Below are 23,548 nucleotides of genomic sequence, written 5' to 3' on the forward strand. Positions count from 1 at the left end.
GGTGGAGCCATGAATCCCACCGCGAGACCGCGCGAACCAAGACCACCGAAGACCTCATCGTGGCGTAATCAACCGGCCACCCGACAGGCTCTGAGCCGCATGGTCGAGGTCCCCGAAAGTCTGAGCATCGGACAGGTCGCCGAGCGCACCGGTTTGAGCGTTCACGCGCTGCGCTTCTACGAGCAGGAGGGCCTCTTCGCCAACGCCGTGGGCCGCGGGCCCGGCGGGCGCCGCGTCTACTGCCAGGACGACGTGGACTGGCTGACCGTCTGCATCATTCTCCGCGCTTCCGGCATGCCCCTGACCGTGCTGCGCCGATACGCCGACCTCGTCAGAGAAGGCGCAGGCAACGCGGCGGAACGGCTCGCGCTCATGCGCGAGCACCAGGAGCAGGTCACCGCCCAGATCGGCAGGCTCACCGAGTCCCTGGACCTGATCAGGTTCAAGGTCGGGGTGTATGAGGACCTTGTCGGCCAAGGCGACGCCGCCGTCCAGCAATGCCACGGCCCGTCCCTCTCACCTGACGAAGCACACATGCCAGGCCTTCGCCACGAAGCGGTGGTCGAGTATCCGGCACCGCGTCGTTCGCACCGCGCTCGCCTCGCATGAGCGTCTCTCCCTGGAATCCGGTAACTCGTGACCGGCCTTCCCCAGAGGCCCGACCATGCACAGGGCCGGACGGCCACCAGCACCTCAGCTCTCTCGCATCCGCGCTGTCCCGGGCAGGCTTCGACCGCACCGCGCTGCTTCGTGCGCTGTCCCAGCCGGTCGCTTTGGCGGAGGCGGCCTGGGCCGTGGAGACCCTGGCGGGGCTGGAGCAGGGCGAACTGATAGCCGCCTGGTCCGGCGTCAGCCCTCTGGCCGGCAGCAGTTCATGGCAGCTGTCCCTCACTCTGCCCGCCGCCGGGCGCCCGTGGCGCTTCGCGCAGGAATTCGCCGGAGAGCTCTCCGGCACGCTTCAGGCAGCCTGCCTGGGGCGGGCCGAGACCGGTGGCAGCACCTCGGTACAAGGCGAGCACGGCGGTTACGTCCACCACTCCGACCGCCTCGACGTGCTGATCAGAGACGATCTGCCGGGCGGCGTGCGTGTGATCTCCCAACTGCTGCACCTGTCGGCGTACGACCTAAGCTCCCCAGCCGCGTACGGATGAACGTCCCCAGCTATGTCGCGGGAAGCAGCACGGTTGAGATCGTCAGGCTGGCCGGAGATGTCCTGTCTCTGCGATCTGTAGGCAGTCCCGATCTTCTGTAGGCATGTACGGCCGGGGCCCGCACAACCATCACGGCCACAGCCAGACAGATCGAAGCTCTCCTGAACCCCCCAGTCAGCCTCGGCAGATGCAGAAGGGATGACCAGCTGGATCAGTGAGAACCCGCGCCCTGGCGGTCTCATGAGGCTGGTGATCCGGCTTCCCCGCACCCAGCTCCAGCAGCCGGGCCTCGGCCTCGTCCAGATCCACAACGTCGAAGCAAAGGTGCAGCTGCTGAGGAACGATTTGGCCAGGCCAGCGCGGAGCCTGGTAGTCGTCGACCCGTTGGAAACCGATGAAGAGTCCGTCCTCACGGTTGAGAGCGGCGAAGTCGGCGTCCGACTTCGGATGGGGTTCGAGGCCGGTGGCCTGCTGATAGAACGCCGCCAGAACCAACGGATCAGGGCAGTCGAGTATTATCGCACTCAACTTCATATGCAGGGGCATGACACCTCCGGGGCCGACCAGTGGACTTCCGCGATGAACATCCTAGAGACGGCTGCCTACGGTTGAGCGGGACATCGGCCGCCGACCTGTCCCACTCAACCGTAGGCACCGCAGGTCAGAACCTCGCCCTGCCCACAGTCCGCAACATGAAGTGAAGCCTGCAGCGTCGTCATTTAACCCCCGCCCGTGGGCGGGCCAAGGAGGAGCCGAGCCTGTGCTTGTTTGGCGAAGGCCACGGAAAGCGATCTTGGACCTGGAGCGGTCGCTGAAGAACCTCCCGGCGTAAGGGGCGTGGAATGGTCGGAGGGCTGTCCTGGGAACTGGAGAGGGCCTCCTCGGCCCCGGGTTTGCGGCCCGGGAAGCGTGACCTGCCTATAACCGGCAGAACCGGGAAATGGCGGGCTGTCGAGAGGCAGTCGGAGGGGGTCGTAGTAGTGGTGATCGGTGGGACAACACAACCCGCCGGGAGCGAAGGGCCCCTGCTTCATCGATGCGATCCGCGATCAGGGAGGGACCCGGATGAGTGCTGTTTCGGCTAGTTCCATCCGCCGGGAGGAAGGCGCCGCGGGACTGGGCGGCCGTCCTTTGGACAAGGTCCGGGCCTTGCAGCGGACGCTTTACCGCTGTGCCAAGCAAGAACCCGAACGCCGGTTTCACGCCCTGTATAGCCATGTCCACCGCATGGACGTTCTTCGGCGGGCATGGGCCGGTGTGTGTGCGAACCGAGGAGCCCCGGGCGTGGACGGCTTGACTGTCGACGCGGTGGCGGCCTCGGGGGTGGATGCATTCCTCCAGGATCTGGCCGAGCGGCTGCGGACGTATACGTATCGTCCGTCGGTGCTGCGGCGGGTCCGGATTCCCAAGCCGGGGCGGCCGGGGGAGTTCCGGCCGCTGTCGATTCCCACCGTGCGGACCGGGTGGTGATGACGGCCGCGAAACTGGTCCTGGAACCGGTCTTCGAGGCCCAATTCACCGAGTCGAGCTACGGATTCCGGCCCAAAAGGTCCGCGATCGACGCGTGTGAAGCCGTGCGCGTCGCGGCGAACCAGCGGCGGGAGTGGGTGTTCGAGGCCGATATCCGGGACTGCTTCGGGACGATCGACCACGACGCGTTGATGGCCCAGGTGGCCCGACATGTGGTGGATCGGCCGTTCCTGAAGCTGATCCGGGCTTGGCTGAGGATGGGCGTTCTGGAGGGCGGGGTGACCTCCCTGACCGGGGCGGGAACCCCGCAGGGCTCACCGATTTCCCCGCTCTTGGCGAATATCGCGCTGCATGTCCTCGATGAGGCGTGGCAGGTCGAGGGCCGCCGGCTGGGAGTGTTGGTGAGGTACTGCGACGATTTCGTGGTTCTGTCACCGACCGAGCACCGGGCCGAGCAGGCCCGGGAATTGGCGGCGAGGGTGCTGGGACAGCTCGGGATGCGTTTGCATCCGGAGAAGACCAGCATTGTCTGTCTCACTCGGGGCGGACAGGGCTTCGATTTCCTCGGCTTCCACCACCGGAAAGCGGAATCGTGGAAATGGCGGGGCAGGTTCTACCTGCGTCGCTGGCCCTCGGTCAGAGCGATGCGAGTGCTGCGGGAGAAAGTCCGTGCTGCAACCGCGATCTCGAAGACCGAGAGGCCGGTGTCCGCCGTGGTCGCCGATCTAAACCCGGTCCTACGGGGCTGGGCAGCGTACTTCCGTAACGGGAACTCGGGACGGAAGTTCAACGTGATCGACGGATACGTCCACGAACGGCTGGCGATTTTCACCAGCCGGAAACACGGCCAAGCGGGCCGGAACTGGGCCACCCGATATACATACGGATGGATCACCCGGCTCGGGGTCTACCGCCTCACCGGAAACGTAGGCTGGGCGACGGCGCATGCCAGTCGGTGAACGATGTCGGAAAGCCGTGTGCGGGAGAACTGCATGCACGGTTTGAAGCGGCGGGGACTGGAAACGGAGCATCTGCCACCGCGCCAGTCCCCGACCCTACTAAGTGGTCGGCTCCGGAAGTCCCTCGGGGGTTGACTCCGGAGCCGATGTCGTGGGTGGTGCCTGCTCCGATGCCGGGGGCGGTGAGGTAGAGCTGGCAGGCACAGTCGAGGGCGTCTTCGGGGCTGCTGGCGAAGCCGCCTGCTGTCCGCCTTGGACGGCGACGAGCGGGTGGCCGGGCATCACCGGCTGCTGTCTGTGCGGGCGCATCTGCTGGAGAAGACCGGCGACACGGCCGGGGCGTACGAGCACTACCGGCGCGCCGCGAAGTCCACCGCCAACATCGCCGAGCACCGCTACCTCGAATCCCGGGCCAGCAGAGTGGCCGCCCGGCGACCGGATTGAAGCGTCCGGCCAATGCTGACGCCGCCGGGCCCGCCGTGCGGTGGAGATGGCCGGGTGGCCGGTGCGGGCCGCGAATGGGCGGGCGCATGCGCCCATTCGTTCGGGTTCTCGTCCCAGATCATCCCGAGCTTGGCCAGCTGGTGGTCGGGCAGCGCCGAGTAGTGCTGTGCAGATGTCGAGATCTCACCGTTGGTAGCGACTCTCGGGTGAACGGTGCCCACAAGCGCCGCAGCCAAAGATCGAGAAGGAACATCATGCAGAAGCTTGTGCAACAGGCCATTGATCAGCTGGTGGAGTCGGGCGCCGAGCTGGGTATCCAGGTCGCGGTGTACCAGCACGGTGAGCTGGTGGTGGACGCGGTGGCGGGCGTCGCCGATCCGGACAGCGGCCGTCCGGTCGCCTCGGACATCCCGTTCTACAGCGCCTCCACCGGCAAGGGTGTGACTGCGACGGTGGTGCACGTCCTCGCAGACCGCGGCGCCCTTGACTATGACACGCCGATCGTGGAGCTCTGGCCTGAGTTCGGTGCCCACGGCAAGAACAAGGCGACCATCCGCCACGCGCTGACCCACTCCATCGGCGTCCCGGCAGTGCCGTCCGATCTCACCGTGCAGGACCTGGCTGATTGGGACAGGATGTGTGCCCTGATCGCCGGCTCTGAGCCCTGGTGGGAGCCCGGGACCAAGACCGGCTACCACGCGATGACCTGGGGCTTCGTGATGGGAGAAATCGTCCGCCGGGCCACCGGCAAGCCGATCTCGCAAGCACTCAGGCAGGAGGTGGCGGCTCCGTTGGGCATTGCCGACGAGCTGTTCTTCGGCGTCCCGGAGTCCGAGCTCGGCCGGCTCGCCCGACTCGAGGAGGCGCCCGGTACCGCCGCGATGATGGCAGCGGTGCCTGCCGACATGCCGATGCTCAAGGCCACGCCGCCCGCCGTGACCCCCAGCGTCAAGTACGGCAACAGCCCCGTGGTGCTCACTTCGGACATTCCCTCGGGTGGCACGATGTCCGCCCGCGCGGCGGCCAAGATGTACGCCGCGCTGCTTGGTGAGGTGGACGGTGTCCGGCTGGTCTCGGACGAGCGGCTGCGTGCGGTCACGGCCCTGGCCACGGCCGATGTCGACCAAATGGTCGGTTTCCCGATACCGCGCGCGCTGGGCTACAACCTCGGCCGGCCCGGGGCCAACCCGCAGGAGACGCTGAGCGCTTTCGGCATGCCCGGCATGGGAGGCAGTGCGGCGTATGCCGACACCGCGACCGGCATTTCATTCGCGCTGACCAAGAATCGGTTCTTCCCCGGTCCTTCCGCCGCGGTCAACCAGATCAGTGAGCTGGTCGCGAAGGTCGCCACCAGCTGAGACTTTCCGGTCGGGCCCGGCTGCGGCCAGGCGGTGCGGGCACGGCCGGTCAGCCTCTGGGCCAGTGAGGTCTTGGTGGACTCGGGGGTGTGGGCATGACGGCCATCCTGCCCAATCTGGATGTCGTGTCCGGTGGATGGACGGTTCGCCGTGGCCGTCGTGGATACGGCAGCCTGTCGCTGTCTTGATCCACTTCTCGCGATCGGCCTGTCTGCCATGCCCGTTGCCGCTGCCCGCTCGATCTCCGTGACCGCTGCCGAACACAAGCGGTTGAAGAAGGTGGCCTGGGGCCACCGAAGCGAGTACCGGGCGCGGGTGCGCGCAGATCGTGCTGCTGGCCGTACGCGGCTGGGCCAACGCGCGCATCGCCCGGCAGGTCGGGGTGCACCTGGACACCGTGCGGATGTGGCGGGGCCGGTTCGCCGAGCAGCGGCTGGCCGGGTTGGCAGACCGCGGCCGCTCAGGACGCCCGAGCGCCTTCACGCTGCTGCAGCGGGCTCAGGTGACCGCGCTGGCCTGCCAGTTGCCCGCCGAGGGCGGCGTGCCACTGGCGCGCTGGTCGGCCCCCGAACTGGCCCGGGAGGCCACCGAGCGCGGCATCGCGACCTTCGTGTCCGCCTCCACCATCCGCCGCTGGCTTCGGGCCGACGCGCTCAAGCCGTGGCAGTACCGGTCCTGGATCTTCATCACCGACCCGCTGTTCCGGCCGAGGGCCCAGCGGGTGCTGGACCTCTACGCCCGCACGTTCGACGGCGTCGCGCTGGGCGAGGATGAGTACGTGGGCCCATCAACGTCCTGACCCCACTGCCCGGACTCGGCCTGCCCACCGGCATCCTGGCCGCCGACCGCGCCTACACCAACTGCACCCCGGCCTCCTTCCAGACCCCCGCCCGGCGGATCGGCTACCGGCTCGCCCTGGACTACAAGGTCAAGGAACGCGGACGACAGGGCAGCTGGCAGGGAGCCCCGCTCGTCGACGGATCGCTGTTGTGCCCGCTCACCCCCGCCCCGCTGATCCACGCCACCACCGGTGCCACCGACGACGCCGTCCGCGCCCCCAGCGACGAACTCACCGAGAAGATCGAGGCCCGCGAGCCGTACCACTTCAAACTCAAACAGGGTCCCGATGCCCGTGGAGCAATCCGCCTCCAGTGCCCGGCCTCCGGCCCGTCGCCGGCGGTCAACTGCGCCCGCCGCGACAGGCTGTGGCCTCGCACCCCCGCCGCGATGCCCGCCCGAGTCGTCGATCTCAGCGCACCCCGGGTCCGGACCCCCCACGCGGCGGCACGCCCCACCATCCCCGTCCCCGAAGCCGAACTCTTCACGACGCCGCCCGAGGACATGCTGCCCAAGGTGTGCTGCGCGGGCTCGATCACCGTGCCCGCCGGCGCCGAGGCAGCCGACTGGCGCGTAGCCAAGTACCGCCAGGACGTCCACTACCTGCACAGGGAATGGATCAACACGTACCGGCCCATCCGTAGCCACAACGAGGGGGCGAACGGCCGCTTCAAGAGCGGGCGTCTCGACATCGGCAATCCCAAGCACCGGCCCGCCCCCGGGCAGATCGCCCAGGCGCTCCTCCTCGCCGTCATGCTCACGGTGGCCAACCTGACCGTCCTGGAGACCTGGCTCACCGAACGCGAGGGCCCCGAGGAACTCACCCGCCTACCCGGCTCGGACCGGGGTCTCGGGCCGAGGCCCGGGCACTTCCGTGACCGGGGGTGTCTCGGGCTCGGCGTCGCTCGCGGGGATGTGCCGCAGCATCGCGGCGACGAGGAGCGTGAGCGTGATCGCGATGCCCACACCGATTCCCGCCGCGACGTGGAAGCCGCTGGTAAACGCGTCTCGGGCGGCCCCGAGCAGTACGTCGCCGGGCGCCTTCGGTAGCCGATCGGACTCGGCCACCGCGCCGCCGAGCGAGTCGCGGGCGGCGTTGGTCGATTCCGCCGACAGGCCCGTGGGCAACGAACCGGACAACCGGTCCCGGTACACCGCCACCGCCACGCTGCCCGTCACCGCGATCCCCGCCGCGAGGCCCAGGTCGTACGCGGTCTGCCCGGTCGCCGCCGCCGAACCGGCCTTCTCCGGTGTGGCCGACCCGACCGCGAGGTGCGTACCCAGTACCGAGATCGGCGCGACGCCGAACATCGTCACCGTCAGTCCCACCGACGCGAGCACTACGCCGGAGTCGTCGGCGGCCACGAGCATCGACATCGCCAGGCCGACCGCCGAGATCAACGTTCCGCCGGCGATCACGAACGCCGGTCGTATCCGCCGGATGAGCACCGGCGTCAGCTGCGAACCCACGATGAGCCCGACCGCCGAGGGCAGCAACCAGACTCCGGCTTCGAGCGGCGTCAGGCCCGCGACCATCTGGAGGTACTGCGGAACCAGGTACTCGACGCCGTTGAGCGCCATCATCCCCAGCACGAGCACGACCAGTGCCGCGGTGAACGTGCGACTCCGGAACAGTCGCAGGTCCAACAGCGGGTCGACCAACCGGCCCTGCCGACGTACGAACAGCACCGCGAACAGCACCCCGACCAGCACGGCCACGAACACCTGCGGTTCGAGGCCGTGCACGGCCAGCCGCTTCATTCCGTACACGATCGGCAGTACGCCGAGCAGGAACAGTACGACGCTGGCCGGATCCAGGCTGCCGGCGTTCGGGTCGCGGTACTCCGGCAACAGGAACGGTGCCGCCACGAACACCAAGACCATGATCGGAATCCCGATCAGGAAGACCGAACCCCACCAGAAGCTCGCCAACAGCACCCCGCCGATCACCGGCCCGAGGCCGATACCGACCGAGATCGCCGTCACCCACATCGCGATCGCCGTGCCGCGCTGCCGCGCATCGGCGAACATGTGGCTGATCAGGGACAGCGTCGAGGGCAGGATCGCCGCGCCGGCCACACCCAACACGGCACGCGCGCCGATCAGCATCTCGGGGTTGGCGGCGTAGGCCGCGAGCAGTGACGCCGCCGTGAACCCCACCGCACCGAACATCAACAGCTTGCGCCGCCCGATCCGGTCGCCCAGCGTGCCCATGACGACCAGGGTACCTGCGGTCATGAACCCGTAGATGTCCGTGGTCCACAGCAATTGGCCACTCGACGGGTCGAGATCCGCGCTCAGATACGGCGTCGCCAACCACAGCACGCCCAGGTCGGCGGTCATCAGCACCGTGGGAAGCAGCAATAGGACCAACCCGAACCACTGCCTCGGGCTGGCCCGCAACGTGTCGGAAGACATGACAAATCCCCTATCGAGAATATGTGTAGGTGCATTGGGATACATATTGATATGCGAAGTTGCGTGTAGTTAAGTGCAGTTGCTCGGCGGTGGACACTCCGCGCGGGCCGCTCGCAGAGCTCGGCCCCACCACACGAGCCGGTCGAGGAGCGCCGCCGCGTCCCGGTCGCCCCCGTCGGGATCCACAGGCCGCCCGTCCGGCCCGGACCGATGCCGGCAGTCCGTGAAGCAGACCGCCTCCGACACCGGAACCGCGTCCAACGCCGCGAACACCGCCCGCAACCGGTCCACAGCGCGGCTTCCGCAATCTGCGGCATCGCCGTACGAGACGAACCCCACCGGCTTGGCCGCCCACTCGTCGGGGCACCAGCCGATCGCCGACTCCAACGCCGCCGGGAATTGCGCCTCCCGGCCCGGCGACACCACCAAGAAGGCGTCGGCCGCCGCCAGCCACGGCGCCAAATCCTGTACCGCCTGTGGTCGACGACCGGCCGCGCCCGCCACCCCCGGCAATCGCGCACAGGCCAGATCCAGGACGTCGACCTCCACATCGAACCGCTGACGCGCCCGCCCCGCGAACCACTCCGCCACGGTCGGCCCGAACCGCCCCTCGCGCACCGTCCCGATGACGACCGCGACCCCAAGCCGCTCATCTTCGGACACCACACATCACCACCCTTCGCAGCCGACCACGGCGCCGACGGCGTCCGGGGACCCGGCCCCCGTCGACGCGCCCCGTCGACGTGTCCCACTGTGTGGACGACCTGTTCGGGAACGGCTCGGGAGCGGTTCGGGGACGGCTCGGGGATCGTTCGGACGATCTCGTGCCGGCATCCGAAGCGCCCCGCCGTCACACCCCGCCACGCCTCGGTACTCCCCCGTGCCCCGCAATATCCGCTCGTCAGCTGAGTTACGGTGGCGCCATGCGATTTGGGGTGCTCGGTCCGCTGGAGATCCGAACGACGAACGGCAGGCCCGTACGCGTCCCCGAACTCAAGGTCCGCGCGCTGCTCGCCGCGCTCCTCGTCGCCGACGGCCGACCGGTCTCCACCGACCGCCTCGTGGACGATTTGTGGGGCCGCGACCTCCCCGGCAATCCCACCCGCTCACTCCAGGCCAAGGTCTCCCAACTGCGCCGGGCCCTCGACGACGCCGAGCCCGGCACCCGCGAACTGATCGTCTCCCGCCCTCCGGGCTACGCCGTCGACCTCACCACCGGCGGCGCCACGGTCGATGCCGAGCGCTTCACCGCGCTGACCACGCGCGCCCACGCCACCGAGGACCCGCGTGCCCGCGCCGGTCTGCTCGCCGAAGCTCTCGCGCTGTGGCGCGGCCCCGCGTACGCCGACTTCGCCGACGAACCCTTCGCCCCGGCCGCGATCAACCGCCTCGACGAACAACGCCTGACCGCCCTCGAAGCACACGCCGAAGCCCGCCTCGCCCTGGGCGAACACAGCCTGCTCGTCGGCGAACTCGCCGACCTCGTGGCGCGATACCCGCTGCGCGAACGCCTGCGCGTCGCCCAGTTGCGCGCCCTGTACCGCGCCGGCCGCCCCACCGACGCCCTCGCGAGCTACGCCGAACTACGCGAACGCCTCGCCGACGAACTCGGCCTGGACCCGGGTCCGGAACTCGTCGCCCTCCACCGCGCGATCCTCACCCAGGACCCCCACCTCGACGCGCCGCCCATCGCCACCCCGCGCCCCCGCAGCAACCTGCCCACGCCCCTCACCGACCTGGTCGGCCGCGCCGAAGCCGTCACCGAGGTCCGCGCCCTCTTGGACGAACGCCGCCTGGTCACCCTCACCGGCCCCGGCGGCGTCGGCAAGACCCGCCTCGCCACCGAAACCGCGACCGGGCTCGTGGACGCCTTCAAGGACGGCGCCTGGCTGGTCGAACTCGCCGGACAGACCGCCGACCCGCCGGAAACCGCCACCGAATCACTCGCCGAAGCCGTCGCCGCCGCACTCGACATCCGCGACGACGGCAGCTGGGGCCCGATCCCCGACAGCGAACACACCACCGCCGTCCGCCGGCTCACCACGGCCCTGCGCGGCAAGCACCTGCTCCTGCTCCTCAACAACTGCGAACACGTCGTCGCACCCGTCGCCCACCTCGCCGACACCCTCCTGCGCGCCGCCCCCGACCTGCGCGTCCTCGCCACGAGTCAGGAACCCCTCGGCCTCGCCGGCGAAACCCTGTGGACCGTCCCGCCCCTGGAACCCGACCAAGCCGTCCGCCTGTTCGCCGCCCGAGCCGCCGCCACCGCACCCGGATTCACGCTCGAGGCGCACAACACCGACGCCGTCGCCGCGATCTGCCGCCGCCTCGACGGCATCCCCCTCGCGCTCGAACTCGCCGCGACCCGGGTGCGCACTCTCGGCGTGCACACTCTGCTCGCCCGCCTCGACGACCGCTTCCGCGTGCTGACCGCCGGACACCGGGGCGCACCGCCCAGACAACAGACCCTGCGCGCAATGATCGACTGGAGCTGGGAACTCCTGGACGACCCCGAACGCGCCGTCCTGCGCCGCCTCGCGGTGCACACCGACGGCTGTACCCTCGAAGCCGCCGAAGCCGTCTGCGCCGACGACACCATCCCCGAGACGACCGTCCTCGACATCCTGGCCCGCCTCGTCGAACGCTCGCTGGTCGTGGCGGCCGACACCCCGCACGGCCCCCGGTACCGGCTCCTGGAATCCGTCGCCGTCTACTGCCACGAACGCCTGCGCGCCGCAGGCGAGACCGAACCGGTCCGCCTACGCCACCTGTACCACTACACATACCTGGCCGAACGCGCCGAACCCCACCTGCGCGGCCACGAGCAACGCGCATGGCTCGAACGTCTCGACGCCGACGCCGCCAACCTGCGCACCGCGCTCGACACGGCCGTTCGGCAGCACGCGACCGACCTCGCGCTGCGCCTGGCCGACGCCACCACGTGGTACCGGGTACTGCGCGGCCGACTCGGCGAGGCGCGACGATGCCTCGACGCCGCCCTGTCCATCCCCGACCCGAGCCCCACACCCGGCCGAGCCATCGTCCGTGCCAGGATCGGCGGGTGGTACGCGGGCGTCACCATCCTCGCCGGCGAAAGCACCGACCGGCCCACGCTGATCCACGCCGCCCTGAGCCGATACGACCACGTCGACGACCCGATCGGCCGCAGTCGGGCCCTCTGGTTCCTCGGCCACGCCCTGTGCGCCACCGGCGACGTGTTCACCAGCATCGACCTGACCGACCGGGCCCTCGCCACCTTCCGCGTCCACGACGACCCGTGGGACACAGCCGCCGCCCTGAGCGACCGCGCGTACCAGGTGATCTTCCACGGCGACCTGGTCGCGGCCCGGCGCGACGGTGAACACAGCGCCGCCCTGTTCCGCGAACTCGGGGACCGCTGGGGCCGATTGCGTACCGTTCCCCCGCTGGCCGCCGCCGCCGAGATCGCCGGCGACTACGAGCACGCCGCCCGCCTCATCCGCGACGGACTGCGCACCGCCGAGGACTTCGGACTGTGGACGCACGCCTCCGACCTGCTCTCCGGCCTCGGCCGGCTCGCCCTGCTCGACCGCGACCACACCCGCGCCGACGAACTCCACGAACGCTCCCGACGGCTGGCCGCCGACCAGGGCTTTCGATCCGGCGAGATCAACGCCGAACTCGGCCTGGGCCTCGGCGCCCGCCGCCAAGGCCGGCTCGACGACGCCGAAGCACACCTGCGCGTCGTCCTCGACTGGCACCGGTGCGTCGGCCTGGCCGACGCCAACGCCCTCGTCCTGGCCGAACTCGGCTTCATCGCCGAACACCGGGGCGACGCCGGTACGGCTCTCGCCACCCATGAAGCCGGCTACGCCTCCGCCCGGGCCGGCCGGGACCCCCGCGCACTCGCCCTCGCGCTCGAAGGCCTCGCCGGCGGCCACACCCTCGCCGGCCGCCCCCACGCCGCCACGGTGCTCCTCGGCGCCGCCGACACCGCCCGGCGCGGCACGGGGGCCCCGTTGCCGCCGGCCGAACACGACGACGTCGACCGCATCACAGCCGCCGCCCGTACCGCCCTCGGCGTCGACGCCTTCACCACCGCCTACGCACACGGCACCACGCTCGCCCCCGACGAGGCCCACGACCTGGCAGCCCGGGACACCGAACGGCCGTTCACGAGTTGCTGATGACGTGCACAGTGGCGTCGAACAAAAACTCGTTTTCCCGTGCCCGGGGTGCTCCTGTCCTGCCGCCGGAGTCGGGTGCGTACGCCTCGGCCTGCGGGGCGGGTCCGCCTGGGCGGGGTACGGGTTTGTCGTGGACGTCGGCGTGGGTCCGCTCCAGGAGTGGGTGGTCGCGCACGAACGCGGCGCGCAGCAGGCGGTGACCCGACTTCTCCAAGACTCCGACCACGAAGCCGTCGCCGTCGACCGCGATGACGTCGCCGCGACACAGTCCGTAGGTGAAGAACGGTAGGCAGGCCAGGCGGGCCGCCCGGGCAGGGGGACGGAGCCGGGGCTCGCCAGCGTCGAGCTCGGTCCACGGCTGCTCCCGCGACTCCGGCTCTTCCTCGAGGACCGCGTGGCAGATGTAGTTGCGTTCGGCCCGGTCCACAGGGTTGTCGTGTTGGATGACGGTCCCCGTGAAGTCCGCGACTGATGTCCGCATGCGTCCTCTCCCAATCCGTTGTGCCGCCCTCATTCTGGGCCTATGCGGCAGGCACTCTTGCGGCGGGTGGCTTGGGCCTGCGCTGGGATCTTGTCCGAACGGATACGGGGCGGCAGGCGGCCGTGACGGGTTCCGCCTGTGGTGGTGGGCACGAACGTGTTCGGCAATTTGACGGAGCAAGTTGTCAGGGCACCGCGCCCGGCGGCTCGTCCGGGTGACCAGCCCCAGGACCCTCCTTGGCGGGTCTTGTCGGGGTCGTGGGGGCAACCGGCTCTGTTTATTGGGCGTTTCCCTGTCCCGGTGCCCTGACGATCCCTAGCTAAGCGACCGTGATCATGATCTTGCCCCGGATGCGCGCTGCCCGAGGGCAGCGCGCATCCGGGGCAAGGCCGAGGCTGCGGGCGCGCTGTGTGGTGCTCGCGGGGGAGGCGAATTCCAGGGCACTGCGCCTCTACGAGTCGCTGGGCTTCCGCGAGTACGGCCGCCTGCCCGCCTTCGTCGCCGTCGGCACGCTCCGCTTCGACAAGGTGTTCTGCATGCTGGGCCTCCGGCCAGAGCAGTAACCCACGCGCGAGCAAGGAGCCCGTCCTCTGCGTGCCGTAGGGGCAGCGGGGTGGGCTCTCTTACGGCCGTGCCTGCGAGGGCAGGGTGAGGATTTCGACTCCGTCGTCGGTGATGGCGATGGTGTGCTCGCTGTGTGCGGTCCGGCAGCCCGTTGCGCTGCGCAGCGTCCAGCCGTCGGCGTCGGTGACGAGCGTGGCGGTGTTGGCCATGACCCAGGGCTCCAGGGCGAGCAGCAGGCCGGGGCGCAGCTTGTATCCGCGGCCGGGCCGTCCGGTGTTCGCGACGTGCGGGTCCTGGTGCATGGTCGAGCCGATGCCATGGCCTCCGAACTCGGTGTTGATCGGGTAGCCCGCCTCACTGAGGACCGTGCCGATGGCGTGGGAGAGGTCGCCGATGCGTGCCCCCGGCTTTGCGGCGGCGATGCCGGCGGCGAGCGCCCGTTCGGTCGTCTCGATCATCGCGACGCTCTCCGCGGGCCTGGCCTTGCCCACCAGGAAGCTGATCGCGGCGTCCGCGGCCACCCTGCCCCTGGCGACGGCCAGGTCGAGGGTCAGCAGGTCCCCGTCGGCCAGCGTGTAGTTGTGGGGCCGCCCGTGGAGCACGCCGTCGTTGACGGCCGTGCAGATGTAGTGACCGAACGGGCCGCGCCCGAAGGAAGGCGCGTAGTCGACGTAGCAGGACTGCGCTCCTGCCTCGGTGATCATCTCCTTGGCCCACTGGTCGATGTCCAGCAGGTTCGTCCCGACCGTGCTGCGCTGCTTCAGCGTGTGCAGGATGTCTCCGACCAGGGTGCCGGTGCCCCTCGCCCGCTCAAGCTGCGCGGAGTTCAGGATCTCAATCATGGGGGCCTCTCACGTACGTCCAATAACTATCCCGGTCTAACTGTACCGGTATTAGAATGGGGGCATGGTCAGGTTGCCGCTCACCCTCGCCGAGGTAGAACGCGGACAGCGCCTCGGCGCCGTGCTCCGCCGAGCCCGGGGCTGCCGCTCGATGCTCGACGTGGCACTCGCTTCGCACATTTCGCCGGAGACTCTTCGGAAGATCGAATCCGGCCGTGTGGCCACCCCCGCCTTCCCGACCATCGCAGCGATCGCCGACACCCTGGGCCTGTCTCTCGACGCGGTCTGGGCCGAGATCAGCCAGCCGGAGCGCACCATCGAGGATCAGTCGGTGCTGTCTGCCGCACGGCATGCATCGCTGGTTTCGTAGGGCCGCGCTCAGAGGGGCAGCGGGCGCGGCGGGCGCACCAAGTGGTGCAGTAAGTGCGGGGTCGTCGGGTGAAGGCGGGTACGGGCTGGGTGCACACGGCGGGCTCGAAGACCTGCGCCGCGACGTTCAGGAGGTGCTGTCGCTGCTGCGCACCACAGCGCCGGTAGCGGTCGGCGGCGCGGCGGGGGCGCCGGACCGTGTGGTGGCTGGTGTCGGCGACGGCGACGGCATCGCACCGGGATGGCTTGTAGCGCACGCCGCGCAGGGCCAGTGGAATCAGGCCCACGATGATCAGCGCGTTGAAGATGATCGCCGAGGTGGGGCTGTGCAGGGCCATGATGTTGAGGTGCTGCAGGCCCGGTAGACCGAGGCGAACATGGCCGGGATGATCGCGAAGTATTTCGCGACATCGTTGGCGATGGAGAAGGTGGTCAGCGCGCCGCGGGTGATGAGCAGCTGCTTGCCGATCTCGACGATCTCGATCAGTTTGGTGGGGTTGGAGTCCAGGTCGACCATGTTCCCGGCCTCCTTGGCGGCCGAGGTTCCGGTGTTCATGGCCACGCCCACATCGGCCTGGGCCAGGGCGGGCGCGTCGCCGGTCATCGCGATCAGCTTGCCACCGACCTGCTCCCGCCTGATGAGGGCCATCTCATCCTCGGGCGTGGCCTCGGCGAGGAAGTCGTCGACCCCGCCTCCTGCGCGATGGCCCGGGCCATCAGGGGGTTGTCACCCGTGACCATGACGGTTTTGATGCCCATGAGGCGCAAGTCCTCGAACCGCTCTCTGATCCCGTGCTTGACCACGTCCTTCAGCTGGGCGACCTCCAGGACCCGGGCGGGCTCACCGGAGTGGTGGACCGCCACCACAAGCGGGGTACCGCCTGTGGAGGAGATCTCCTGCCTCCGGCCAGCTCACCGAGCACAGTGCGGAGTAGGCCGCAGCCGCCACTGTGTTGTTCCTCCGCCCATGCGCTGAGCAGGCATAAGAGGCTTCGGAGAGAACGCTGTCCGCACTCAGTACCGAGGCCAGACACGGCCGACACTCCGACGCCGTCTCCCGCCTTGAGCTTCGAGAGCAACCGGGGAGACGGACCGTTTCGCAGGACGGTACGGTCAGCACCAGTCAGGGAGACAGCATTCAGGTCGACCACGCGCTGCTATGGTCGCCGCTGTCCTGTACGACGCGGTGGTGCTGTTCGACGGAGGCGTTTCACCGACGATCCGGTCCGGAGGTTCGTCCGCGACGCGTGCGGCACCGCAAGCCCATCGTTGGTTGCCGGTGGAGGCATCGGCCGCCCTGGGCGATCTCCTGCACGCTGGGGTCACCGACCCGGATGCGGCGGGAGGCGAACCCGCCGCTCGGTACGGAGTGGTGACCGCGGCCAACGGCGACGACGCTTCCAGATGCGTTCGCCGTAGCGATTGCCGACGGCAGCTTGAGCGGACACAGTCAGCGCACCGGGCGAAATTCGGGGCACGGTGGAAGCATGGTGGGGGGAGGACGCGTTCGACGCCCGTGACGAAGACCGACGCATGCAGTCGTTGATGCGCAGCTCCTTCAAAGCGCGGCGCCCTGCTCTCGCTGCCGCACTGGGGCATCCCCGCCACCGTGCAGGACGAAGGGGCGAGCAGCCAGGAGCATCACCGGTGTTCTTGCCACGGTGCATCCCTCGGCCGCGCTGCGGGCGAGGGGCGCACCGTCGTGGCCAAGTGAGGGCCTCGTGTCCGATTTTCAGATGGCTGCCCAGTTCCTTTGCTGACGGTCTCTATCCCCGCGTGCGATGCCGACTACGGCGCCAGGACCCTGCCCCGTTGCCACGGACCGTTTTCGAGCGACCTCGCTCAACTTACGGTTGGTCCGCTGGGGTGGTGCGAAGCAGCGACGCGAGAAAGGACGAGAACAATGACCACAGAACCTTCCCCCGAGGGTCCCGGGCCAGTCCCCAGTCGGCCGGATCCGGTGCCACACGACCCGCAGTCGCCGTCCGAACCAGGTCCCGGCGAACCCGAGCCCCAGCCGGACGCGGAGCCGTCCCCGGCGCCGGGTCCCGGTTCCCGCCCGGTCTCCGAGCCGCCCGACTGACCGGAGAGTGTCGCTCCCGCGGCCCTTCTTTCCGGTTGCTCGTGAGCGCGACACCTCACCGATTGCGGCCTCAGAGTGATCGACGCAAGGTGGATACGTCAGCCCCCGACAGTGAAGGACGGAATCGTCATGGGTAAGGCAAAGGCGAAGGCCAAGCAGGTCAAGGGCAAGCTGAAGGAAACCGTCGGCGATGCCATGGACGACAAGGGCATGCAGGCAGAGGGCCGTGGCGAGCAAATGACGGGCAAGGCCCAGGAGACCGCGGCAAAGGCGGCTGAGCGGCTGAAGAAGTCCGGACAGTAGGACCTGCGTTGTGGGCCGCGAACCCGGGGCGACCGCATCCGGGTTTCACGGCCGCCGGGGCCCGGCCTGGTGTCGGCCGCGCGGCTGGCACCAGGCGTCAGGTTTCGTTGCTCGGTGAAAGTTCGCTGACGTTCGGCGAATGCGAGCGCCGGGTGATTGCAACGCCGGGTCGCCGAGGCTGATTGCCCCCGGTGTTCATCCTTCCTCCCGTTGAGGCAAGCGCCGCCGCATCGACTCGGGGTTACCTACTTGCGCGGAGTGGTGTTGTCGCCCTCACGCGCGTGCGCCGCCACTCAGCCTAAGGAGCCGCGATGTTGCTCCCGGACAAGTCCCTGGTCGATTCGCTGCTGCGGCGCTATCGCGCGTGGGAGGTCGTCGTCCTGGCAGAGCCGCACGATCTGGCTAGCCGCCGGCACCTTGAGGATGTCGCGTACACCTTGTGTGTGCTCATGGGGCAGCGCACCACCCGTGATGCGATTACAGAAGCCGAGTTCTACCTCGGGTGGGCCCGATCGGTGGTGCCGGCTGCCGATGTGATGACGCGGGACGGCGGAAAACAGTCTCGTGTTTTCTCGGGCCCGAGGTGAGCGGCCTCGTCAGATGACCCGTGTGCCCCGGAGCCGGACAGCTCGTGTTCGGAGCCGAAGGCTCGGCAAGGAGTGTTCCATGGTGCTGGTCGGATACACGATGATGACCGAGCAGGCCGGTCCGCGTGAGCTCGTCGAGCACGCGGTGGGCGCCGAACGCGCCGGCTTCGACTTCTCCGTCACTTCGGACCACTTCTTTCCGTGGCTGGACTCCCAGGGGCACGCCCCGTACGCATGGAGCGTGCTCGGCGCGGCCGCACAGGCCACGTCGAGGATCCCGTTGATGACGTACGTGACATGCCCGACCGTGCGATACCACCCTGCGGTGGTCGCTCAGAAGGCCGCGACGATGCAGCTGCTCTCCCAGGGGCGGTTCCGACTCGGTCTCGGCTCCGGCGAGAACCTCAACGAGCATGTGGTGGGCGCTGGCTGGCCCGCCGCCCACGTTCGTTTGGAGATGCTGGAAGAGGCCGTGGAAGTGATTCGAGCGCTCTTCGGTGGCCGTGATGTGAGCCATCACGGCACACATTTCGACGTGGAGAATGCCAAGCTCTGGGACCTGCCGGACGAGCTGCCTGAGATCGGGATCGCGGTGTCGGGGGAGCGATCGTGCGAGATCGCCGGCCGGCTCGGCGATCTCGTCATTGCCACCGAGCCCAAGAGCGACCTGCTGGGCGCTTTCGACCGGCACGGCGGTATGGGAAAGCCGCGGGTCGGCCAGCTGCCCGTCTGCTACGACACAGACCGCGATGCGGCGGTCGCACGGGCGCACGACCAGTTCCGCTGGTCGGTCGGCAGCTGGAAGGCCAACGCAGAACTGCCCGGGCCGGCCGGATTCGCCGGGGCCTCCCAGTTCGTACGCCCGGACGACATCGCGGATTCCATCCCGTGCGGTGACGACCTCGGCACCTTTGTCGAGGCAGTGCGTCCCTACGCCGAGGCGGGCTTCACGGAGGTCGCCCTGGTCCAGGTCGGAGGTGACCATCAGCGGCCCTTCCTCGACTGGGCGGAGAAGGCCCTGCTGCCCGCCCTTCACGATCTCTGAGAGCAGGTCGCGGCAGTGAAGTTTCTCCAGCCTCCGGGTGTCTACGCGCCACAGGAAGACACAGCCATGCTGATATCCGCTCTGCGGCGCGAACGTCTGTCACCCGGAGCGGAGGCACTCGACGTGGGTACCGGTACCGGCGCGGTGGCGATCGCCGCCGCCCGCCACGGCGCTGCCCACGTGATCGCCATCGACACGTCGGCCGCGGCGGTGCTCACAACACGACTGAACGCGCTGCTGTCCGGGCACACGCGGGCCATCCGGGCCAGCCGCGGCGACCTGACGGAGCCCGTGACCGGCCTGAGATTCGACCTGGTGCTGGCGAACCCGCCGTACGTACCGTCCGCGAACATCCGCATGCCCCGTCACGGTACTGCTCGCGCCTGGGAGGCGGGGATCGACGGCCGGGCGGTGATCGACCGGCTCTGCGCGAAGGTCCCCGCTCTGCTGCGCCCGGGGGGCGTGCTGCTCGCGGTCCACTCCGCGCTGAGCGGCCCAGCGATCACCGTAGCGCGGCTGGCTGAAGCCGGACTGGACGTCACCGTGACCGACCGCCGGCTCGTTCCCTTCGGGCCTGTCCTGCGCGAACGGGCCGACTGGCTGGAGATGCAGGGCCTGATCGAGCCCGGCCAGGAGAAAGAGGAACTGGTGGTGATCCGTGCAGAACAGCCGTACTGAACCGGAGACCACACCTCGGGCAGCTGCACGGCGCGTCATGCAGGAGCCGGGCGGACCCATGCTCGTGGAAGGGCCCGTTGAAGTGGTCCAGGAGGACGGCACCCTTGCCCGCTCGGACCGTCCGGTTGTCGCACTGTGTACCTGCCGGCGGAGCCGCATCTTCCCTTGGTGCGACACGAGCCACCGTGGCCGGAAGAAGCCGAAGAAAGCCCCATCGCCGGTCTCAGAGCGGCACACGGAGTGATGACTCGCCGTGCCGCCAGGCGCCGAGCAACTGCTCCCCGAACCGGTCCTCCAACCATCCGGTGGCCGCGATACCGAAAGTGACGTCTGGTGCCAGATCCGGCTCCTCCTGGAGCAGACCGGCGACGACCTCATGCCGCATGAGTTGCTCATGCACGGCGTCGGCCTCCACATGCTCCGCATAGAAGTGGACCGCCGCAGACCCGGCACCGACTCGCTCCAACGCCTCAGCGAGGCGCCTGGACCCCGGTGATGAGGTGATCTCCACTGAGGCGAAGTGACCGACCAGCGCACCACGGTGTGAGCGGTGGAGTCCAAAGAGCGACATGAGGTTGACGGTCGCGAGCATCTGCCGCGAGCCAGCGTCGAGGTAGCGCCCGTACGAGGTGTCCAACTGGAGGTCCGCCATCAGATTGGCGAACAACTGCGCGTGGACCTGTTCCGCTCGTCCCGTACCGAATTCGTCGTACTCCACAGTGGCCATTCCTGCCTTGGCCCGGCCCGTCAGGCGCGGGAGCACCCACACGTGCGGATCGGCCTCCTTGAGGTGGTAAAGCGAGCGGTGGGCGGCGTACTCGCGCAGATGCCACAGCTCGCCCTCGTCCCGCAGGAAGTACGACACGCCATCGGCGTCCACCGGCTCCAGAACGAGTTCGTCCAGCGCGCTGCCGACATCCTTAGCCACCGGCACGTCAGCGCGCAGAACCGCCAAGAACTCCCGCTCCAGCTCGGCACGCACCCTGAGCAGTTCCGGATCCCACTCCCAGGCACCGTCCACACCGTCGAAGCCGCGGTAGTGCAACTCATAGCAGACGTACAGGGCGAGCTGGAGGTCGTCGCCGTACGGGTCGCCACCCGCCACCAGGGACGTGTCCGGCAGCCTGCGCCGACCCGGTTCCCGGCCGAGCGCCTCGATCAGGGCGGCAGACACCTCGCCCCGGGATTCCGGGAGCTGCACGGTGCTTCCCTTCCTTGGTATTCGTCTCCATCGCCCTTGCGACGAGGCTCCCAGCTCCGCGTTCCGTCTCGTCCACATCGGAATCAGGCTCGCTCACAACCAGGATTTCCGTATCGAGTAGGGCGGAGAGCTTCGCCAGGGCTTTGGACTCGGAGTAGCCCACAACGAAGACTCTGGCGGTCGTGTGATTTCCCGTACCCGTCGGCGTTTGGAGGAACGGGCGGTCAGTTATTACGGAGACGTTCACCAGGCACATTTTAACGGCCCGTCGCATATCCGGTTCACCCGGACATGCATGAAGTGAGCGCACACAAACGCCCTGTTCAGCGCCTCGTACACCGAGCGCGCACTGTCCCGCCGCCAGTTGGGTCGATTTGCAGCGAGCCGGCACTGGGTGCTCTGGACGCCAGCCCCCCTTATTCGGAGTGCGGCGGCGGGGCCGTCACTGCATGTCCTTCTTTCAGTGCTTGAAGGTGTCCTTGCCCTTCTCCACTGCCTGCTTCACTTTGCCCTTCATCTTTTGGGCCCTCCCCTTTCCCTCCAGGCTTTCGTTGCCCACGACCTTCCCGGCCGTTTCCTTGGTTTTCCCCTCCGCTATTTTGCCGATGTTCTTGGACTTCTTTCCGATACCCATGTCGTGCTCCCTGGGATCATTCGGGTGGTGGCAGCAGCGTTCCGAGAGGTCCGAGATCCAAATTGAGATCTTGCATGGAAAGGTCGTATCGAGCGCAGAGTTCAATCATACGACTGTGCAGAATCATCAGAGTTGCTCCCAGACGCTCCTCCTGTTCCTCAGTGAGGTCTCCTGCGTCGACCCGCTGAAGGGCCTGGCGTTCCATGAGCTGTCGCAGCAGCTCGACGAGTGTGAGTACGAGTTTGATCAGGTCCCGTTCCACCGTGTCCGGGTCGGTAGTGATCCGGTGGGCCGGCCTTCGCACCTCCGCGCCGCCCCGGGGCAGGATGTCCTGCGGCACTGCGGGCAGCATGCGGAAGGCGCGGGCGGCGGCATCGGCGACCTCGGCGAGGCGGTTTCCGGACGGACGGTCCTCACCGGTCATGGACGACTCCTACGGGTGCTGAAATGGCATGCCACGGGGAAGGATTCTGTTCGCTGATGGAGACGATCAGCGCGCGCAGCGATATGCGTACGAGGTCGATATCGGCGATGGAGAGCACGACGTCACCGGTGAGGACCACGCCTCCGCTGAGCAACCGGTCCAGCAGGTCGATCAGTGCGATCTGCCGTTGCGGCAGCGGCTCCTCCGGCGTGGCCTCCGGCCTGCTCGCCGCCCTCACGGCGTGGCCCTCTTCAGCGGTTCGGCTTCGGCAAGGGTGGCGAAGGAGTACGGGGCCCACGGCCCGGTGACTTCGACGCGTACCCCGGGTAGTCCTTCTGCGGCCTGCATGACATCGGCGCGGAAGTCTTCGGCCTGTTGCAGCGACACAAGGTAGGCGTCGTTGATGACGTTCTCTCCCGGCCCGCGGGCGAGTTCGCCTTGCTGCGGCCGGTGCTGGACGCGATCAACCGCATAAGCGCGGGCGGCGGCCTCGACCCGCTCGGCTGCCTGTTCGGCGCCCGATAGGCGTCTTCGCGGGCGTGTCGCTGTGCTCTTCGCTGGCTGAGGTAGGCCCGCCCGGGGCTCAGACCCGCATCTGTGGGTGGGTCTGCTGGCCTCTCGGTCTCAGCGGCCGCTTCGACATAGATCTTGACGCCCCACTCCACCTGCGCTGCCAGGTCCTTCAGTCTGCCGGCAAACGCCTCGTGGCGGGCCCGAAGCATGAGTCGCACCCGCTCGTCGTCGAGGTATACCGTCGCCAGACGAAGCGGCAGGACGGCGGTGCGGGCGGCCAACGCCTCAATCACACGGTGATGGGCGCGGGCGACGGACTCCAGCCAGTCCAAGTCCTCAAGATGCGCTCGCAGCGCGGCTTCCTGGAAGTCGCGCTCGGATACCGGGCTCACGGCGACCACCACATCGTCGCTGTGTCCTACACGCACGAGATGCACCGGCGCCTCCGCCACTCCAGGGAGCCCGGGCAGAGCTTCCTCCAGCGATCCGTCGGCGTCCCGTGCTACGGCGTACGCATAGGCGCTGGCCTCGGTCATGGCTTGTCCCGCTTCTCGCTGCGGGGGCTGGAACCTGCCCGTTCGGTGCGTGAAGTGCGGCGGCGAGCCGCAGCGCGGCTCTCCTCGTCCTCGGTCGGTGGCAGCTCACGGTCCTCGCGCAGCGCCGTGATTTCAGCCTGCAGCCGTTTGTTCTCCTCGGCGAGTGAGCGGTATCCGTCGTTCGCGCGTGACGACAGTGAGGGATCGTGCTCCCACCAGTCAATGCCCATTTCCTTCGCTTTGTCCACCGAAGCGACCAGAAGGCGCAGCTTGATGGTAAGCAACTCGATGTCCAGGAGGTTGATCTGGATATCGCCTGCGATGACGATGCCTTTGTCCAGGACGCGCTCCAGGATGTCGGCGAGATTGGCCGAGGAGCCCTGGCCGTACGGGGCGGACCTGGACGGGAGGTCGCCCAGCCTCCTGGCGACGGGTTCGGTCACGGCCGCTGCACCTCAATTCGCTGGTGTCCCCGAGCTTCGACG

24 protein-coding genes and 3 pseudogenes are annotated in these 23,548 nt (G+C 68.7%); 15 read left to right on the forward strand and 12 right to left on the reverse strand.

Annotated features, from left to right (window positions below; genetic code table 11):
* The first annotated feature begins 99 nt into the window (after nucleotides 1-99).
* Nucleotides 100-609, forward strand: a complete 510-nt coding sequence (locus tag ACZ7IB_RS43775) for a MerR family transcriptional regulator (protein ID WP_470920568.1) — start codon at nucleotides 100-102, stop codon at nucleotides 607-609.
* Entirely contained in the window at nucleotides 606-1,151 is a 546-nt protein-coding gene (locus tag ACZ7IB_RS43780) for a hypothetical protein (RefSeq protein ID WP_470920570.1), read from the forward strand. The genes ACZ7IB_RS43775 and ACZ7IB_RS43780 overlap by 4 nt, the downstream gene beginning before the upstream one ends.
* A 174-nt stretch (nucleotides 1,152-1,325) precedes the next feature.
* Here the strand turns inward: ACZ7IB_RS43780 and ACZ7IB_RS43785 are convergent, their stop codons facing one another.
* Nucleotides 1,326-1,697, reverse strand: a complete 372-nt coding sequence (locus ACZ7IB_RS43785; protein WP_470920572.1) for a VOC family protein — start codon at nucleotides 1,695-1,697, stop codon at nucleotides 1,326-1,328.
* A gap of 738 nt (nucleotides 1,698-2,435) precedes the next feature.
* On the opposite strand from ACZ7IB_RS43785, the gene ACZ7IB_RS43790 reads away from it, so the two are divergent.
* The 5 genes from ACZ7IB_RS43790 to ACZ7IB_RS43810 all read left to right on the forward strand — a co-directional run bounded on the left by ACZ7IB_RS43790 (nucleotide 2,436) and on the right by ACZ7IB_RS43810 (nucleotide 6,181).
* The gene (locus ACZ7IB_RS43790; RefSeq protein WP_470920574.1) at nucleotides 2,436-2,621 is read left to right on the forward strand and encodes a hypothetical protein; all 186 of its coding nucleotides are present in this window, start codon (nucleotides 2,436-2,438) and stop codon (nucleotides 2,619-2,621) included.
* Nucleotides 2,621-3,580 (forward strand): reverse transcriptase domain-containing protein, encoded by a 960-nt coding sequence (locus ACZ7IB_RS43795; protein ID WP_470920576.1) that lies wholly within the window; start codon nucleotides 2,621-2,623, stop codon nucleotides 3,578-3,580. Before ACZ7IB_RS43790 ends, ACZ7IB_RS43795 begins: the two co-directional genes overlap by 1 nt.
* 252 nt (nucleotides 3,581-3,832) lie before the next feature.
* A complete protein-coding gene (locus tag ACZ7IB_RS43800) occupies nucleotides 3,833-4,024 on the forward strand; it encodes a hypothetical protein (protein WP_470920578.1) in 192 nt (63 codons plus the stop codon).
* Between the two features lie 254 nt (nucleotides 4,025-4,278).
* The gene (locus ACZ7IB_RS43805) at nucleotides 4,279-5,382 is read left to right on the forward strand and encodes a serine hydrolase domain-containing protein (protein WP_470920579.1); all 1,104 of its coding nucleotides are present in this window, start codon (nucleotides 4,279-4,281) and stop codon (nucleotides 5,380-5,382) included.
* A gap of 328 nt (nucleotides 5,383-5,710) precedes the next feature.
* On the forward strand, nucleotides 5,711-6,181 hold the full coding sequence (locus ACZ7IB_RS43810) for a helix-turn-helix domain-containing protein (RefSeq protein ID WP_470920580.1): 471 nt from the start codon (nucleotides 5,711-5,713) through the stop codon (nucleotides 6,179-6,181).
* A gap of 866 nt (nucleotides 6,182-7,047) precedes the next feature.
* On the opposite strand, the gene ACZ7IB_RS43815 is transcribed toward ACZ7IB_RS43810, so the two are convergent.
* Together ACZ7IB_RS43815 and ACZ7IB_RS43820 are read right to left on the reverse strand one after the other, a co-directional pair.
* Nucleotides 7,048-8,637, reverse strand: coding sequence for an MFS transporter (locus ACZ7IB_RS43815; protein ID WP_470920582.1), 1,590 nt, complete (start codon nucleotides 8,635-8,637; stop codon nucleotides 7,048-7,050).
* Nucleotides 8,638-8,706: 69 nt separating this feature from the next.
* Nucleotides 8,707-9,303, reverse strand: coding sequence for an NADPH-dependent FMN reductase (locus tag ACZ7IB_RS43820; RefSeq protein WP_470920584.1), 597 nt, complete (start codon nucleotides 9,301-9,303; stop codon nucleotides 8,707-8,709).
* 257 nt (nucleotides 9,304-9,560) lie between these two features.
* Between ACZ7IB_RS43820 and ACZ7IB_RS43825 the strand changes: the two genes are divergently transcribed.
* Entirely contained in the window at nucleotides 9,561-12,803 is a 3,243-nt protein-coding gene (locus tag ACZ7IB_RS43825) for an AfsR/SARP family transcriptional regulator (RefSeq protein ID WP_470920586.1), read from the forward strand.
* On the opposite strand, the gene ACZ7IB_RS43830 is transcribed toward ACZ7IB_RS43825, so the two are convergent.
* The gene (locus ACZ7IB_RS43830) at nucleotides 12,790-13,284 is read right to left on the reverse strand and encodes a DUF4265 domain-containing protein (RefSeq protein ID WP_470920588.1); all 495 of its coding nucleotides are present in this window, start codon (nucleotides 13,282-13,284) and stop codon (nucleotides 12,790-12,792) included. The genes ACZ7IB_RS43825 and ACZ7IB_RS43830 overlap by 14 nt on opposite strands.
* 431 nt (nucleotides 13,285-13,715) lie before the next feature.
* On the opposite strand from ACZ7IB_RS43830, the pseudogene ACZ7IB_RS43835 reads away from it, so the two are divergent.
* Nucleotides 13,716-13,847 (forward strand): annotated as a pseudogene (locus ACZ7IB_RS43835) (GNAT family N-acetyltransferase); the annotation flags it as partial.
* Nucleotides 13,848-13,907: 60 nt separating this feature from the next.
* Here the strand turns inward: ACZ7IB_RS43835 and map are convergent.
* Nucleotides 13,908-14,690, reverse strand: coding sequence for a type I methionyl aminopeptidase (map, locus tag ACZ7IB_RS43840; RefSeq protein WP_470920590.1), 783 nt, complete (start codon nucleotides 14,688-14,690; stop codon nucleotides 13,908-13,910).
* 64 nt (nucleotides 14,691-14,754) lie between these two features.
* Here map and ACZ7IB_RS43845 point away from each other — a divergent pair, with 64 nt between their 5' ends.
* Nucleotides 14,755-15,060, forward strand: a complete 306-nt coding sequence (locus ACZ7IB_RS43845; RefSeq protein WP_470920591.1) for a helix-turn-helix domain-containing protein — start codon at nucleotides 14,755-14,757, stop codon at nucleotides 15,058-15,060.
* A gap of 229 nt (nucleotides 15,061-15,289) precedes the next feature.
* Here ACZ7IB_RS43845 and ACZ7IB_RS43850 read toward each other — a convergent pair.
* Nucleotides 15,290-15,953: pseudogene (locus ACZ7IB_RS43850) on the reverse strand (HAD-IC family P-type ATPase); the annotation flags it as partial.
* A 1,318-nt stretch (nucleotides 15,954-17,271) separates the two neighbouring features.
* Between ACZ7IB_RS43850 and ACZ7IB_RS43855 the strand changes: the two are divergent.
* The 5 genes from ACZ7IB_RS43855 to ACZ7IB_RS43875 all read left to right on the forward strand — a co-directional run bounded on the left by ACZ7IB_RS43855 (nucleotide 17,272) and on the right by ACZ7IB_RS43875 (nucleotide 19,999).
* The gene (locus ACZ7IB_RS43855; protein ID WP_266749759.1) at nucleotides 17,272-17,445 is read left to right on the forward strand and encodes a CsbD family protein; all 174 of its coding nucleotides are present in this window, start codon (nucleotides 17,272-17,274) and stop codon (nucleotides 17,443-17,445) included.
* Between the two features lie 311 nt (nucleotides 17,446-17,756).
* On the forward strand, nucleotides 17,757-18,032 hold the full coding sequence (locus tag ACZ7IB_RS43860) for a DUF5133 domain-containing protein (RefSeq protein ID WP_266749760.1): 276 nt from the start codon (nucleotides 17,757-17,759) through the stop codon (nucleotides 18,030-18,032).
* Between the two features lie 79 nt (nucleotides 18,033-18,111).
* Nucleotides 18,112-19,077 (forward strand): LLM class F420-dependent oxidoreductase, encoded by a 966-nt coding sequence (locus ACZ7IB_RS43865; RefSeq protein WP_470920593.1) that lies wholly within the window; start codon nucleotides 18,112-18,114, stop codon nucleotides 19,075-19,077.
* 15 nt (nucleotides 19,078-19,092) lie between these two features.
* The gene (locus ACZ7IB_RS43870; RefSeq protein WP_266749764.1) at nucleotides 19,093-19,755 is read left to right on the forward strand and encodes a HemK2/MTQ2 family protein methyltransferase; all 663 of its coding nucleotides are present in this window, start codon (nucleotides 19,093-19,095) and stop codon (nucleotides 19,753-19,755) included.
* A 58-nt stretch (nucleotides 19,756-19,813) separates the two neighbouring features.
* Nucleotides 19,814-19,999, forward strand: coding sequence for a CDGSH iron-sulfur domain-containing protein (locus ACZ7IB_RS43875; RefSeq protein WP_266749766.1), 186 nt, complete (start codon nucleotides 19,814-19,816; stop codon nucleotides 19,997-19,999).
* Here the strand turns inward: ACZ7IB_RS43875 and ACZ7IB_RS43880 are convergent.
* The 6 genes and pseudogenes from ACZ7IB_RS43880 to ACZ7IB_RS43905 form a co-directional block, all read right to left on the reverse strand.
* The gene (locus ACZ7IB_RS43880; protein WP_470920605.1) at nucleotides 19,979-20,977 is read right to left on the reverse strand and encodes an iron-containing redox enzyme family protein; all 999 of its coding nucleotides are present in this window, start codon (nucleotides 20,975-20,977) and stop codon (nucleotides 19,979-19,981) included. The genes ACZ7IB_RS43875 and ACZ7IB_RS43880 overlap by 21 nt on opposite strands.
* Nucleotides 20,978-21,416: 439 nt before the next feature.
* Nucleotides 21,417-21,590 carry a CsbD family protein gene (locus ACZ7IB_RS43885; protein WP_266749769.1) on the reverse strand — a complete coding sequence of 58 codons (174 nt, stop codon included), beginning with the start codon at nucleotides 21,588-21,590 and terminating at the stop codon, nucleotides 21,417-21,419.
* A gap of 16 nt (nucleotides 21,591-21,606) precedes the next feature.
* A complete protein-coding gene (locus ACZ7IB_RS43890; RefSeq protein ID WP_266749771.1) occupies nucleotides 21,607-22,014 on the reverse strand; it encodes a gas vesicle protein K in 408 nt (135 codons plus the stop codon).
* Complete coding sequence (locus ACZ7IB_RS43895) at nucleotides 22,004-22,252, reverse strand: gas vesicle protein (protein ID WP_470920596.1); 249 nt, start codon at nucleotides 22,250-22,252, stop codon at nucleotides 22,004-22,006. The genes ACZ7IB_RS43890 and ACZ7IB_RS43895 overlap by 11 nt, the downstream gene beginning before the upstream one ends.
* Nucleotides 22,249-23,063: pseudogene (locus ACZ7IB_RS43900) on the reverse strand (GvpL/GvpF family gas vesicle protein). Before ACZ7IB_RS43900 ends, ACZ7IB_RS43895 begins: the two are co-directional and overlap by 4 nt.
* Complete coding sequence (locus ACZ7IB_RS43905) at nucleotides 23,060-23,506, reverse strand: gas vesicle protein (RefSeq protein ID WP_266749773.1); 447 nt, start codon at nucleotides 23,504-23,506, stop codon at nucleotides 23,060-23,062. Before ACZ7IB_RS43905 ends, ACZ7IB_RS43900 begins: the two are co-directional and overlap by 4 nt.
* Nucleotides 23,507-23,548 lie beyond the last annotated feature (42 nt).

This window comes from Streptomyces sp. NPDC037301 (assembly GCF_055602785.1).